The organism is Mesorhizobium sp. P2_E10, assembly GCF_056404235.1.
Genome location: NZ_JBFUEK010000002.1, coordinates 269,477 through 282,484, shown reverse-complemented (window position 1 = coordinate 282,484; position 13,008 = coordinate 269,477). Strand labels below are relative to the sequence as shown.

At 63.8% G+C, this 13,008-nt stretch carries 13 protein-coding genes; 3 read left to right on the top strand and 10 right to left on the bottom strand.

What is annotated here, in order from left to right:
* Nucleotides 1-4: 4 nt before the first annotated feature.
* The 4 genes from AC1D0N_RS06040 to AC1D0N_RS06025 form a co-directional block, all read right to left on the bottom strand.
* Nucleotides 5-967: a prohibitin family protein gene (locus AC1D0N_RS06040; protein ID WP_477242420.1), complete on the bottom strand. Its 963-nt coding sequence runs from the start codon at nt 965-967 to the stop codon at nt 5-7.
* Between the two features lie 357 nt (nt 968-1,324).
* A complete protein-coding gene (locus AC1D0N_RS06035; protein ID WP_477242418.1) occupies nt 1,325-1,948 on the bottom strand; it encodes an HD domain-containing protein in 624 nt (207 codons plus the stop codon).
* Nucleotides 1,949-1,972: 24 nt separating this feature from the next.
* Complete coding sequence (locus AC1D0N_RS06030) at nt 1,973-2,356, bottom strand: Rieske (2Fe-2S) protein (RefSeq protein ID WP_477242416.1); 384 nt, start codon at nt 2,354-2,356, stop codon at nt 1,973-1,975.
* Nucleotides 2,356-3,441 carry an amidohydrolase family protein gene (locus AC1D0N_RS06025; RefSeq protein ID WP_477242414.1) on the bottom strand — a complete coding sequence of 362 codons (1,086 nt, stop codon included), beginning with the start codon at nt 3,439-3,441 and terminating at the stop codon, nt 2,356-2,358. The genes AC1D0N_RS06030 and AC1D0N_RS06025 overlap by 1 nt, the downstream gene beginning before the upstream one ends.
* A gap of 170 nt (nt 3,442-3,611) precedes the next feature.
* On the opposite strand from AC1D0N_RS06025, the gene AC1D0N_RS06020 reads away from it, so the two are divergent.
* On the top strand, nt 3,612-4,457 hold the full coding sequence (locus AC1D0N_RS06020) for a LysR family transcriptional regulator (RefSeq protein ID WP_477242412.1): 846 nt from the start codon (nt 3,612-3,614) through the stop codon (nt 4,455-4,457).
* Nucleotides 4,458-4,506: 49 nt separating this feature from the next.
* Here AC1D0N_RS06020 and AC1D0N_RS06015 read toward each other — a convergent pair whose 3' ends face one another.
* From AC1D0N_RS06015 to AC1D0N_RS05995, 5 genes are all read right to left on the bottom strand, one after another.
* A complete protein-coding gene (locus tag AC1D0N_RS06015; RefSeq protein WP_477242410.1) occupies nt 4,507-4,890 on the bottom strand; it encodes a hypothetical protein in 384 nt (127 codons plus the stop codon).
* A 214-nt stretch (nt 4,891-5,104) separates the two neighbouring features.
* On the bottom strand, nt 5,105-7,204 hold the full coding sequence (locus AC1D0N_RS06010; protein WP_477242408.1) for an EAL domain-containing protein: 2,100 nt from the start codon (nt 7,202-7,204) through the stop codon (nt 5,105-5,107).
* A 75-nt stretch (nt 7,205-7,279) separates the two neighbouring features.
* Nucleotides 7,280-8,431, bottom strand: a complete 1,152-nt coding sequence (locus AC1D0N_RS06005; RefSeq protein ID WP_477242406.1) for a M20 aminoacylase family protein — start codon at nt 8,429-8,431, stop codon at nt 7,280-7,282.
* Between the two features lie 17 nt (nt 8,432-8,448).
* Nucleotides 8,449-9,678: a hydantoinase/carbamoylase family amidase gene (locus tag AC1D0N_RS06000; protein WP_477242404.1), complete on the bottom strand. Its 1,230-nt coding sequence runs from the start codon at nt 9,676-9,678 to the stop codon at nt 8,449-8,451.
* Nucleotides 9,675-10,883: a diaminopropionate ammonia-lyase gene (locus tag AC1D0N_RS05995; RefSeq protein ID WP_477242402.1), complete on the bottom strand. Its 1,209-nt coding sequence runs from the start codon at nt 10,881-10,883 to the stop codon at nt 9,675-9,677. The genes AC1D0N_RS06000 and AC1D0N_RS05995 overlap by 4 nt, the downstream gene beginning before the upstream one ends.
* 102 nt (nt 10,884-10,985) lie before the next feature.
* On the opposite strand from AC1D0N_RS05995, the gene AC1D0N_RS05990 reads away from it, so the two are divergent.
* A complete protein-coding gene (locus AC1D0N_RS05990) occupies nt 10,986-11,453 on the top strand; it encodes an Lrp/AsnC family transcriptional regulator (protein ID WP_477242400.1) in 468 nt (155 codons plus the stop codon).
* Between the two features lie 28 nt (nt 11,454-11,481).
* Here AC1D0N_RS05990 and AC1D0N_RS05985 read toward each other — a convergent pair whose 3' ends face one another.
* Nucleotides 11,482-12,078 carry a YdeI/OmpD-associated family protein gene (locus AC1D0N_RS05985; protein WP_477243101.1) on the bottom strand — a complete coding sequence of 199 codons (597 nt, stop codon included), beginning with the start codon at nt 12,076-12,078 and terminating at the stop codon, nt 11,482-11,484.
* A gap of 281 nt (nt 12,079-12,359) precedes the next feature.
* Here AC1D0N_RS05985 and AC1D0N_RS05980 point away from each other — a divergent pair, with 281 nt between their 5' ends.
* The gene (locus AC1D0N_RS05980; RefSeq protein ID WP_477242399.1) at nt 12,360-12,986 is read left to right on the top strand and encodes a hypothetical protein; all 627 of its coding nucleotides are present in this window, start codon (nt 12,360-12,362) and stop codon (nt 12,984-12,986) included.
* Nucleotides 12,987-13,008: the final 22 nt, after the last annotated feature.

Below are 13,008 nucleotides of genomic sequence, written 5' to 3'. Positions count from 1 at the left end.
GCCCTCAGTTCGGTGCGACGGCCGGCGCGCTGAGTTCGAGGAACGGCACGGTCGAGCCCGGGATCATCGACGTCGGCAATTGCCCGTCCCACTTCTCGGCCTTGGTCAGCTCGACCAGCAGCGGGTTGTTGGCAAGGGCGGCGGCACGCGCCTTGATGGCCTCGGCCGTCGCCTCGCCTTCGACCCTGGTCTTGTAGGCGCTGGCCTCGGCTTCGGCCTTGACGCTGTCGGCGCGACCCTTGGCCTGGGTCACGGCAATGTCGGCCTTGATCTTTTCCTGCTGCAGGTTCTGTTCCTGCTTCTGGACTTCGACCTGCGCCGTCATCCTGGCTTCCACAGCCTGTTCGTAGGCGTCGGAGAAGTCGATGTTTTCGACCTGGACGCTGTCTATCATCACCGGGCCGTCGGTCACCTTGGCGATGGCGTCGGCGACATCCTTGTTGAACTTCGCCCGGTTCTGGATCACCGACACCGCATCATACTGACCGAACACGGTCTTGATCTCCTGCGGCGCCTTTCTGGCAATGACCCGGTCGGCCAGCGCTTCGATCGAGCCGTAGTTGGTGTAGACGTTGCTGACCTCGGCCGCCGGCACGTGAAAATTCACGGTGACACGCATGTCGGCGGGCTGCTGGTCGCGCGAATAGGCCTGCATCGCCGGCAGGCCGCTGCAATCATTCTCGTTTTCGCAACCCCATTTGATGACCTGCTGGCGCAGGCTGATCTTCTCGACGCGCTGCAGCCAGGGCAGCTTGAAATGCAGGCCGGGATCGACGACCGAACTCAGCGCGCCATTGGTCAACAGCACGCCGCGGTCGCCCTGGTCGATCGTGTACCAGGAGCCGAGAACCGCAAAGACGGCCAGCGCGATGACGACCAGTGCGATCAGGCCGGAGCCGATCGAGCGGGACGCGACCGCCGCGACCCTGTTTTGCGGACGGTTCGAAGTGCCTTGCGTGTCGGTCATTGCCCACCCCCGTTTGATTGCCCATACCATGCATCGACCACGAGTGTGGCGGCAAGATTGCAATCATGTGGATATGGCGGACTTCTCGCGCCAGCTTTTGGCGTCGGGGATCAGCGGGATGGCTCTGACTGGTTTATGGATTTGCCTGGCTCGTCCGCTATGGCCCGATCCTGTCCGGCGCGCTCCTCTTTTTGCCGCTCGGCGTCGGCTTTGCGCTTCGGGCAATCCTCGTAGTCATGGTCGCGCGAGCCGCAATAGGAGCAGCATTTTGCCGGGGTGTCGGGGCGAAACATCGTGGCCATGCACAAGAATGCACGAAAACCCATCCGGTTGCAGCAGCATCTGCGGGATGCGGCGCTACGCCCTCGCCCGGTCGGCGGCGACCGCATCATCCGACATCGCCACGCGCATTCCGGGTCTGGTCACCGCCGGGTCATAGCTCCTGCGGGCAAAGACCTGTCTGACCAGCGGTGCGAAGAATTCCAAGGGCATGGTCGAATAATTCGGGTCGAAGCTCGACTGGTCCCAGCGCTCGCAGAATTCGGCGCAATCGTCGAAATAGGCGCTGTCGCGGAAGGCATCGCGCTTGTGCGGATTGGCGCCGACATGCTCGCCGTAATAGATGAGCTGGAAGTCGCCATGCTTTTCGACCACCCAGGCGCATTGCTCGCGCACGAACGGCCGGATGATGGCGGCGGCATATTCGTCGTGATTGTAGGGCGCGTAGATGTCGCCGATATCGTGCAGCAGCGCCGATACCACCCAGTCGATGTCGGCGCCGGCATTCCAGGCCCGGGTCGCGGTCTGCAGCGAATGGCCAAGCCGCGTCACCTTGTAGCCGGACAGGGATTTGTCGAGCTCGACCATGGCCGCCAGCAGGCGGTCGGCGGTGCCGGCGGCGTATTCGATCTCATGGTCGGTCAGGAAAGCGTAGTCCTCACGGTCGCCATCCTTCATCTGAGTGAATTTCACGGTTTCCATTGTCGTCACCTTCTGCAACCGGAGCTAGCGGCCGAACTCGAGATAAATGTCTTCGCCGCTGACCTCGACCGGAAACGTCTTTGCCTTCAGCCTGTCGTCGACGAGGCATTTTCCCGACCTGATCTCGAACTCCCAGCCGTGCCAGGCACAACGCACGATTTCGCCTGCCCGCTCGTAGACGAACTCCGCCCGGTCGGTCTGTCTGGTGGTTCCGCATACCGGCCCTTCGCAAAGCCGCCCGGCCCGGTGCGGGCAGATGTTGAGCAAGGCGGCATAGCCGTCGTCGAGCTGGAATATACCGATGCTGATGCGGCCGAAGGCGACGATCCTGGGTTGCCCGATCGCGACCTCGTAGACCTTGCAGGCAAAGGTGCGGCCTCGGACTGGCGCAGCTGCCGTGGCCGTCATCACGCGACCCTCGCGGTGGCGGCGGGGGCCTCGATGCGCTTGTAGACCTCCAGCGCATTCAACCCCATGACCTTGTCGCGCCAGGCCGGCGGAATGTGGATGTTGGTCGGCGCGTCGAAATCCCAGTGCGGATAGTCGGAGGCGAAAAGCAGCGTGTTCTGGCCATCCATATGCTCGAGCGTTTCCCAGAGATGCCGGACGTTTTGCGGTTGTTCGAGCGGCTGGGTGCTGAAGCGGATGTTGCGGCGGCAATATTCCGACGGCAGCATCTTCAGCCAAGGCGTCTCCTTGCGCAATGCCTTGAAGTTGGCATCGAGCCGCCACATCAGCGACGGCACCCAGGACACGCCGCATTCGATGACGACGAAGTAGAGGTCGGGATATTTCTCGAACACGCCGTTGGAAATCATGCTGACGACATGGGTCATCGCCGGCTGGCTGAGCAGCGCATGGGTTTCCCAGTAATAGGTCGTCGGGCCGCTGGCGATGGCATTGTGGTTGAGGCCGCCCTGGCCGCCGAAATGGATGGCGAAGGGCAGCCCGACTTCGGCGCAGGCCTCGAAGATCGGATGATAGAACGGATCGCCGTAGGGACGTTGCGAGCCGTGGCTGGCCAGCACCTGGACGATGTCCTTGTGGGCGCCGAGACGACGGATCTCGGCGGCGGCGCCATGTGGGTCGGTCGGTGAAATGATGATCGATCCCTTGAAGCGCCGGTCCTTAGGCAGCCACCAGTCGATCATGTAGTCGTTGTAGGCTTTCACCAGCGCGTTGGCGTAGTGATAATTGGCCAGCGTCGAGGCTTCCAGCGGCTCGTCGGCAGTGAGGATCGCCACATCGATATCGTAGAGATCGAGGTGCTTTTCCTTCATGATCAGGTAGTTGTCCTCCTCGGTCTGCGGCCGGATGTCGTGGCGCGAAAACCCCTCGGGGTGCAGCCACGGGCGGTGGCCATGCGGAAAGCTTCCCGCCGGGCCAGGCTTTTCGCCGCGCACCAGGAAATCGCGCCAATAGGGTTCGAGATACGGAAGCAGCACCTCGGCACTGGACCAGTAATTGTGGACGTCGGTGTCGACGATGAACATGGATGGATGACCTGCCGCGGCGATGTTTGAAAGGTGCTCCAAATCTGCGCTTCAGAGCGAGAACCGGCAACGCAACCCGGCGGGTGATGTTAATCGAAGAATCCGATTAGCCATTGTCGATCTGAGCTAAAAACGGTAGCTGTTGCAAGACTTTCTGCGGGGTGGCGAATATGCAGATCGAACTGCTCGACACGTTTCTGGACCTGATCGAAACCCGCAACTTCAACCGTACCGCGGAACGGCTGGGCATCACCCAGTCGACCGTTTCGAGCCGCATTCGGTCGCTCGAGGCGCTGCTCGACAAGCAGCTGTTCATCCGCGGCAAGAGCGGGACGGAGCCGACCGTTGCCGGCATCCGCTTCGAGGACCATGCGCGCGCCGTCAAGCTCAGATGGCTCGATGCCCGCCGCGAGATCCAGTCGGTCGGCAAGTTCGACCAACTGATCCGCATCGGCATCCAGTTCGAACTCTACGAGCGCGTGCTGGAGGGGTGGCTGGAATGGGTGCGGACGACGCTGCCCAAACTGGCGATCTATGTCGAGATCGACTATTCGAACCAGATGATCCTGGACCTCACCACCGGGAGCCTCGACCTGGCGGTGCTCTACTCGCCACAACATCTTCCCGACATGCATTACGAGCAGATCGCCGAAGAGAATTTCGTCATGGTGTCGACGCGCGGCGTTGCCTTCGATGCGGTCACGCCTTCGGACTACATCCGCGCCAACTATTCCGCCTTCTTCAACCGCGCCCACAGGCAGATGTTGCCGGAACTGGAAAACGTCCCGGTGTCGACGGGAAATGGCGGCGCCGTCGCCTACCTGCTTCGAAGCCGAGGCGGCACGGCCTTCGTCACTGAAACGGTGGCGACGAAATTGCGGCAGGAGGGTGTGGCGCAACTGGTTGCCGATGCGCCAAAAATCTCACATCCGATCTATTCGGCTGTGCATGTCAGGCACCACCATTCCCACACGCATCTACGACTGCTGAAGGCGCTCAAGCAGATGACGGCTTGAGGCCTCCCGCCTGGGGAAAGTCGTTCCCGTTGGGACCCTGGCAGGCGGATCAGTCGTCACCCCCGCCATCGCCGCCACCACCATCGCCGCCGCCACCGCCGCCGCCATCGCCACCCGCGTGATCGCCGTCGTGGTCGCCGCTCTCGTGGTCGCCGCCGTTGTGATCGCCGCTCTCGTGACCGCCCTCATCGTCACCCTGGTCGCCGTGATGCTCGCCTGTGTCGACGCCATCGTGATCGTCGCTGCTGTCATCGCTTTCCGTGGCGACATGTTCGTTTTCGCCAGTGGTGGTCGCGTCCTGGCTGTCATCATCCGGGATGGTGACCGTTACTCCGCCTCCATGGTCGGAGACCTGGGTCGCGAACGCATTCGTCGCCACAAAGACACCCAGCAGGCCGATCGAGGTCGTTACCAGCAGAGGGAACTTCTTCATCGTCGTCTCCGATTTCGGCACGCCAGCCACTGTCACTGGCACCGGCTTTATCCTCCCGACCGAATTATGACGCCCTTAAACGGGTCGTATCAATTTTAGCAGTTGCTTATTTTCTGGCGGTGCGGCCGCGCGATGCTGAAGGCCCGGCGAACATGAAGTTTGCGCTTCGATCGAAGCCTGACCACCCCCGGGCGCGCCTCAAGCGACCGGCCAGCTACGCTTGCCGCCGCTCCGGCACAGCCACTTGGGCGGTTGCTCGCACCACGATCGCCTCCAGCGGCTCGGGCCGGTGCAGCAGAAAGCCCTGGCCGGAGTCGACGCCCATATCCCTCAGCATGTCGAGCGCTGTCTGCTGTTCGATCTTCTCGGCCACCACGGAGCAGCCGAGGCTTCTGGCAATGCTGGTGATGGCCAGCACGATCTCGCGGTCGAAGCGGCTTTGCACGATGTGCTCGATGAAGGAGCCGTCGATCTTGATCGTGTCGACGGGAAAGCGGCGGAGGTATTCGAACGAGCTCATGCCGGCGCCGAAATCGTCGAGGCTGACGCGGCAGCGCCGCTCGCGTGCCTTGCGCACGAACTGTTCGGCGGCGTCGAAATTGGTGACGGCCGCGGTTTCGGTGATCTCGAAACCGATGCCGCAATGCGGCGTCCCGGTCTCGTCAATGACGTTGTCGACGAAGTCCCACAGCTGCGGGTCGCTCAGCGTCTGCGCCGACAGGTTGAAGCCGAGCGTCAACGCGCCCGCCTTCAGCGCCGGGCCATAGGTCGAGAGCGCCGTCCTGATGATCCAGCGGTCGAGCCTCGAGGCGATTCCAAAACGCTCGGCGACCGGGATGAACTCGACCGGCGGGATCAGCTTGCCGTTGCGCCCGACCAGCCGCGCCAGAACCTCGACATGACGGCTCTGTTCCCATGGCCGTCCGAGCAGATGGATTTCCTGGCCAAACAGTTTCAGCCTGCCGTCGTCCATGGCATCGACGGTATCGGCGGCAACACGCGCCGCGTTGAGGCCGCCGGAGCCCGATGCCGTCTCGACGGAAAACACCGCAAAGCGATTGCGCCCGGCAGCCTTGGCCGCGTAGCAGGCGTCGTCGGCGCAGGCCAGCGCATCGGCGACCGTGGTGTTGACGTCATCGACAAAGGCGATGCCGATGCTGGCCGCGAGCTTACGCGACGCGGCCGCCGGTCCGAGGTCGGCATCGCGAACCGCGGCGAGAACAGCAGCGGCCAGCGTCTCGGCCTGCGCGGTATCGCAGTTCGGGACGAGCAGCGCGAACTCATCGCCGCCCAGCCGTGCGGCATGTGCCGATGACGGCAGGCGGCGGACAATGCCGCCGGCCACGCTCTTCAGCGCCAGATCGCCGGCGGCGTGGCCGGCGAAGTCGTTCAAGGCCTTGAAGTAGTCGAGGTCGACATAGAACACTGCCAGCGGCAGCCGGCGCCTGGTGGCGATATGGTCGGCCAGCAGCCTGTCGAAGGCGGCGCGGTTCAGAAGACCGGTCAGCGGGTCATGGTCCGCCGCATAGGCAAGCTCCTGCTCGCGCAGCTTGGCCTCGGTGATGTCGCGCACGGTGCCCAGGATCTGTCCGGCCGTGCCGGCAGCGATGAAGCGCACCAGCGATTCCACATGCCGGATTTCGCCGTCGCGCTTGATAATGCGATATTGCGAGGCGATGACGGCATCCGAGCCGACAGGCACCTGGTGGGCCTGCTCGGTGACTTCCTTGTCCTCGGGATGCAGATAGGTGTGCCAGAGATCGGCCGACACCTCATCGGTGTCGGAGGCGAGCCCGTAGATCTCGCGGGTGCGCTCGTCCCAATAGCTTTTGCTGGCATCGATGTCGTGATGCCAGATGCCGGTGCCGCTGGCGGCAAGCGCCAGGCGAAAGCGGATATTGACCTGTTCGAGCTGGGCTTCCGCGGCCTTCTGCCTGGTGATGTCGGTCTGCACACCCATCAGCCTGACCGGCTTGCCGGCGGCATCATGCTCTACCACGCCACCGCGATCCAGCACCCAGACCCAATGACCGTCCTTGTGCCGCAGCCTGAGCTCGGTCTCGATCGAGGGCGTCAGGCCGGCAATGTGGCGGTCGCCGCTGGCCTGCGCCCGCTCGCGGTCGTCGGGATGGGTCAGTTTCAGCCAGAGATCGCTGCTGTTGGCCAGTTCGCCATCGTCATAGCCGAGCATGCGCGACCAGGTCGGCGAGTAGAAGCAGTCGCCGCTCGCGATATCCCAGTCCCAGACGCCAAGATGGGCGCGCTCGAGCGCCAGCGCCCAGAACTCCCCGTTGCGTGTTTTCTGTTTGGCCATGCCCTGGCTTTGCCCGCCCTTTTGCGGCCAATGTGCACAAAACCAGAGAAGAAACCGTTACCGGCGACTGACGCCTCAAACGCCAGGCAAGCGCTGGCGCGCAATCGCCGCATGGAAGCGGGCGCCGTGCAGCAGGCCGTCATCGTTGAAATCGTAGGACGGGTTGTGCAACGGCGCGGAGTTACCGTTGCCGAGGAAGACGAAGCATCCCGGCACATGGTCGAGGAAGCGGGCAAAATCTTCCGAGCCGGTCATCGGTTCCGCAGCGATGCCGACGGCGTCGGCGGCCAGCACACTCCTGGCAGCGGCGAACGCCTCGTCGACCATGGCCGCATCGTTGACCAGCGGCACGAATTCGCGCGTGTAAGTGACCTCGGCCGCGACGTTGTAGGCCTGCGCCGTTCCTTCAGCGATGCTGCGCATCTGCTTTTCGATCTCGGCGCTGACCTCGGGGCGAAAACTCCTGGCATCGCCCAGGATGCGCGCCAGGCCGGGCAGCGCGTTGCGGGTGCCGTCGGTGATCAGCTCGGTCACCGAGACGACGCCGATATCGGCCGGACTCAGCCGGCGCGAGACGATGGTCTGCAGCGCGGTGACCAGTGCGCAGGCGGCGACCAGCGTCTCGCTGCCGGAATGCGGCCGCGCCGCATGGCCGCCGACGCCTTTCAGCACGATCTCGAAATTGTCCTCGGCCGACATGAACGAGCCAACGCGGGTCTCGAAATGGCCGACCGCCAGACCCGGCATGTTGTGCAGGCCAAAAATCTCCTCGAAGGGAAAGCGCTGCAGAAGGCCGTCGTCCAGCATGGCGAGAGCACCCCTGCCCCATTCCTCGGCCGGCTGGAAGATGAAGCGCACCGTGCCGTCGAAGCCGCCTTCGGCGGCCAGCAGTTTTGCGGCGCCGAGCAGCATCGCCGTGTGGCCGTCATGGCCGCAGGCATGCATGGTGCCAGGCGTCTGCGAGCGATAGTCCTTCGTGCCCTGCTCAGTGATGCGCAAGGCATCCATGTCGGCGCGCAAGGCAATCGCCCGGTTGCCACTGCCGCGCGTCAGCGTGCCGACGACGCCGGTGCCGCCAATGCCCTCGGCGACGTCCAGCCCAAATTCGCGCAGTTTCTTGGCGACGAAAGCCGAGGTGCGCTTCTCCTCGAAGCCGAACTCGGGATGGGCATGCAGATCCTGCCGCCACGCCGTCATCTCCAGATGAAGTGCGTTGAGATCGGTCATCCCGAGCCCCCTTCGCTTTACGAAGCAAGCCTGGCGGCGACGCCAAGCAAGATATTTGCCCCGGCGATCAGTTCGCCGTCGGCGGTGAATTCCGCCGGGTTGTGGCTGATGCCGCCCCGGCTCGGCACGAAGATCATGGCAGACGGCGCGATCCGCGCAATCATCTGCGCATCATGCCCGGCGCCCGAGGTCATGCGCCGGCACGAGAGACCGTGAGCCTTCGCCGTTGCCTCGATGAGTTCGACAATATGGCTGTCGAAGGTCACAGGCTCGAAGCGCGCCAGCCGCTCGGCCGCGATTGTCACGCCCGCGCTTGTGGAAAGCTCGTCGAGATAGGCAGTAAGGGCGGCTTCCTCGACCCGCAGCCGATGCTCCTGGGGATCGCGCAGGTCGATGGTGAAGCTTGCCCGCGACGGGATGACGTTGATGGCGTTCGGTTCGAAGGCGATGGTGCCGACCGTGGCTACCGCCGATGGCGAAGCACTGACGCGGTCCTGCAGGAAGGTGACGACGCGGGCGGCAGCGGCGCCGGCATCGCGGCGCATTGACATCGGCGTGGTGCCGGCATGGTTGGCGACGCCGTCGATGGTGACGCGCTGCCAGGAAATGCCTTGCAGGTTCTCGACCGCGCCAATCGCCACCCCCTCGCGCTCCAGCACCGGCCCCTGCTCGATATGCAACTCGACATAGGCATACGGCTTGAGGAAACCGGGCTCGTGCACCCCGGCATAGCCGATGCGTTCGAGTTCCTGGCCGAGCACCGAGCCATCGGTGCCGATTGCTGCAAGTGCTTCCTCCACGTCGACGCCGCCAGCAAAGACCAGCGAGCCCATCATGTCAGGCGAATAGCGCACGCCCTCCTCATTGGTGAAGGCGGCGACGACGATCGGACGGGCCGGCGCAAAACCGGCCTCCTTCAGGCTTACGATCACTTCCAGGCCGGCCAGCACGCCATAGCAACCATCATAGATGCCGGCATCGATCACGGTGTCGATATGCGAGCCGAGGAGAATGGGAGCTTTGCCCTCGTTGTCACTGGTTCTCCAGATGCCGAAGATGTTGCCGATGCGGTCGACGGCGACCTCCAGTCCACTCTCCCTGAGCCAGCCGACGAAGCGGTCGCGGCCGATCCCGTCCATGTCGGAAGCCGCGAGGCGAACGAGCCGGCCTTGCGCATCGCGGCCAAGCGAGCCGAGCTCGCGAATGCGGGCGAGCAGGCGACCGGAATTGATGGCCGGGTTGCTCATGCCGTTTGTCCGACCCGCGTCTTGGCTACATCTTCCGGCCTGAGCCCGACCAGTTCGGCATAGCGGCCTGGGTCGGTGGCGCCCTCGGTGTTGATGACCAGCACACGGGAGTTGGCATCGAGGCCAAGGGCTGACCGCATCTCAGGAGCCGCCAGAGCGCGGATCAGTCCCGCCAACCCGGCCCCGCCGCTCTCGCCGGAGACGATGGCCGGATCGCTGCCTGACGGCCGCGCCAGGCGATTCATCACCGCAACCGCACCCTCTTCGTCAACGGTCATGAAGGCGTCGGCAACCCGCACCAGCACCCGCCAGGCGAGCGGCGAGGCCTCGTAGCATTCGAGCATCGCCATCACCGTCGGCGCATCATGGGCGATTTTTACGGGGTGCCCGGCCTCGGCCGTCGCGTAAATGCAGGCCGCGCGCGTGGGCTCGACCACAACGACTGTCGGTCTCTGCTCGCCAAACAGGATGCTGAAATGGCCGGCGACCGCTGCCGCGAAGCCGCCGACGCCGGCCTGCAGGAAGACATGCGTTGGCGGCTGGCTGAGACGGCGCAGCGCCTCGCGCACCATCACCGTATAGCCTTGCATGACCAGCCCCGGAATCAGCTCATAGCCCGGCCAGGAGGTGTCGGAGACGACCGTCCAGCCGCGTTCCGCAGCGACCCTTGCGGCTTCCACCACCGACTGGTCGTAGCTGCCATCGACCCTGACCATCTCGGCGCCGAAGCGGGCGATCGCCGCGACCCGCTCTTCGCTGACGCCGGCATGGACAAAGATGACCGACCGGGCGCCGACCAGTTGCGCGCCCTGCGCGACCGAGCGACCGTGATTGCCGTCGGTGGCGCAGGCGAAAGTCATGCCGGCGGCGACCGCAGCCACGTCGGGCGCATGCAATTCGCCGATGTCGACGCTACGGCCGAGCCGCTTTTGCGCCTCCTCCAGCACCAGACGGATGACCGCGTAGGACCCGCCCAGCGCCTTGAAGCTGCCGAGCCCTAGCCGAAAGCCTTCGTCCTTGACATGGATGGAGCCGACACCGAGTTCGGCGGCCATCGCCGGCAAGGCATGCAGCGGCGTTTCTGCGTGGTTGCGGCGCTCAGCCAGAAAATGTTCGGCTTCTTCGGCACCGGCCTCGCCCAGGGTGGTTGCGTCGGCCGATAGAAGCGGCGCACGATGTTCGGGCAGGCTGTTGAGCAAAAACATGAGTGTCGGATTCCTCGTTGCCTTATGTCTATTGCAACAAGGGTGAGAGTTGCGCTCTGTTTGGGCCACCCGAATGCAAGTTTGTTTCGTCTGGAGCGGAAAATGCCGCAAAGCCTCGACAGTTTCGACCGCGCCATCCTCGCCATCCTGCAAAAGGACAACACGACGCCGCAGCGGGTGATCGGCGAGGCCGTCAACCTCTCGGCGCCGGCCGTGCAAAGGCGGATCCGGCGCATGGAGGAGACGGGTGTCATCCGCGCCAATGTCGCCGTGGTCGACCCGGCCAAGGTCGGCCATCCGATCACGCTGTTCGTCGAGGTGGAGGTGGTCAGCGAACGCGCCGCGCTGATCGACGCTGCCAAGCGCGACTTCGCCTCGGTGCCCGAGGTGCAGCAATGCTACTATGTGACAGGCGAAGCCGACTTCATCCTCGTCGTCACCGTGGCGACGATGGCCGACTACGAGGCGCTGACGAGGCGGCTGTTCTTCGAAAACAACAACGTCAAGCGTTTTCGCACTTTTGTCGCCATGGACCGGGTCAAGGTCGGGTTGCAGGTGCCGGTGGGGTGAGCAGCCATTGAACCGATCGAGCCGGGCGTCATTTCTTGCCCTGCGGGTAGATCGTCTCGCCACGCTTCAACATCTCGACGAAGGTCTCGATCTTCTTCTTGCGGCCGGCCTCGGTCTTCATGTTGTGGGTGCGGAAGGCGAGCGCGAAACGGTTCTGGGCGCTGAGCTTTCCCAGCATCTCCTTTGCTCTCGGCTCGGCGTCGATGGCGGCCTGCAAATCGTCGGGGATTTTCATGTCTTTGCTGCGATAGGCGCGCGCCCAGCGGCCGTCGGCCTTGGCGGCGTCGACCTGTTTCAGCCCATGCCCGGTCATGCGGCCCTCCTCGATCAGGCGGGCGACATTGTCGACATTGATCTGGCTCCAGATGCCTTTCTTGCTGCGCGGCGTGTAGCGCTGCAAAAAACTCCTGTCGTCAAAACCCTTGCGCACCGCGTCGATCCAACCCCAGCACAGCACGACATCGATGGCCTCTTTCGGCGTGATCGACGGCAGGCCGGAACCCAGTTTGTGGACCTTGATCCAGACTTCTGTCTCCGTGTCGTGGTGCTTGGCGAGCCAGGCGTAGAAGCTGGCCGCATCCGGGAATTCGTGCACCTTGTCGGGATCGACCTTGACCGGCGCCATCAGAGGAGTGTCCACGTCTCGATTGTCGTCATCGTTCTGGTGCCTCCGGTGCCGCTGTGGTCCGAATGCAGGCTTAGCGAAACGAACCCTCCCCAACAAGCGGAGCCTGCAAGTCCAATCCGATGAGGCAGGCAGGATCAGGAACCACCGTCGCGTTCCTTCCCACCCCCTTCTGTCCTGCCAACGCCCATGGTGGTTTTTCCCGCCATGATGTAGCTTCCGCAAAGTCTTCTATCGTCCTGTTTTTGTTCCGGACATCTCACCTCACCTCGGGAAATGCCATGCGATCGATGCTCCTCGGCCTCGCCCTGCTGCCGGCAAGTTTTCTGTTCTCTGGCGCGGCACTCAGCGAGCCGATCGAAACCCAGAAAATCATCACCGCGGCCACCGGCGACTGGAACGGCGACGGCGCCATCGACCTGGCAATGATCGTCGAGACCGAACCCGGCAGTGCCATGGACATGCATTTTTTCCTCAGGGACAAGGAACACAATTTCCTCAAGCCTGCCGGCACCGTGCAGGAGCAGATCTATGGCGAATGGAACGGCTATGACCGGCCGGGCTACGAGGCGTCCTACATCGAGCCGGAGTTGACGGCACTGCCGAACGGCTCGATCAAGCTCTCCATACCGGGCATACCGATGAATGGCGCGCGGACCGACCAGACGCTGACCATCGCCTGGCGCAACGACGCCTTCATCGTCGCCGGCTTTGCCTATGACTATCACGACTACATGAAGGACAACGTCGCCAGCGACTGCGACTACAATCTGCTGACCGGCAAGGGCAAAAGCAGCAAGATGCAGCCGGACGGCACCAGGCTGCACAGAACGGTGGCCGTCGAAGGCAAGGTCGTCCCGTTTGCCACGTGGGACAGCGGGGCCAGCGTTACCGATTGCGGGGAGTGAGCAGCCGGTTCGCGAAGCGAAT

Excerpts from the sequence above, each read along its gene's own strand:
- AC1D0N_RS06040 (WP_477242420.1), bottom strand. The coding sequence starts at position 967 with ATGACCGACACGCAAGGCACTTCGAACCGTCCGCAAAACAGGGTCGCG.
- AC1D0N_RS06035 (WP_477242418.1), bottom strand. The coding sequence starts at position 1,948 with ATGGAAACCGTGAAATTCACTCAGATGAAGGATGGCGACCGTGAGGAC.
- AC1D0N_RS06030 (WP_477242416.1), bottom strand. The coding sequence starts at position 2,356 with ATGACGGCCACGGCAGCTGCGCCAGTCCGAGGCCGCACCTTTGCCTGC.
- AC1D0N_RS06025 (WP_477242414.1), bottom strand. The coding sequence starts at position 3,441 with ATGTTCATCGTCGACACCGACGTCCACAATTACTGGTCCAGTGCCGAG.
- AC1D0N_RS06020 (WP_477242412.1), top strand. The coding sequence starts at position 3,612 with ATGCAGATCGAACTGCTCGACACGTTTCTGGACCTGATCGAAACCCGC.
- AC1D0N_RS06015 (WP_477242410.1), bottom strand. The coding sequence starts at position 4,890 with ATGAAGAAGTTCCCTCTGCTGGTAACGACCTCGATCGGCCTGCTGGGT.
- AC1D0N_RS06010 (WP_477242408.1), bottom strand. The coding sequence starts at position 7,204 with ATGGCCAAACAGAAAACACGCAACGGGGAGTTCTGGGCGCTGGCGCTC.
- AC1D0N_RS06005 (WP_477242406.1), bottom strand. The coding sequence starts at position 8,431 with ATGACCGATCTCAACGCACTTCATCTGGAGATGACGGCGTGGCGGCAG.
- AC1D0N_RS06000 (WP_477242404.1), bottom strand. The coding sequence starts at position 9,678 with ATGAGCAACCCGGCCATCAATTCCGGTCGCCTGCTCGCCCGCATTCGC.
- AC1D0N_RS05995 (WP_477242402.1), bottom strand. The coding sequence starts at position 10,883 with ATGTTTTTGCTCAACAGCCTGCCCGAACATCGTGCGCCGCTTCTATCG.
- AC1D0N_RS05990 (WP_477242400.1), top strand. The coding sequence starts at position 10,986 with ATGCCGCAAAGCCTCGACAGTTTCGACCGCGCCATCCTCGCCATCCTG.
- AC1D0N_RS05985 (WP_477243101.1), bottom strand. The coding sequence starts at position 12,078 with ATGGCGCCGGTCAAGGTCGATCCCGACAAGGTGCACGAATTCCCGGAT.
- AC1D0N_RS05980 (WP_477242399.1), top strand. The coding sequence starts at position 12,360 with ATGCGATCGATGCTCCTCGGCCTCGCCCTGCTGCCGGCAAGTTTTCTG.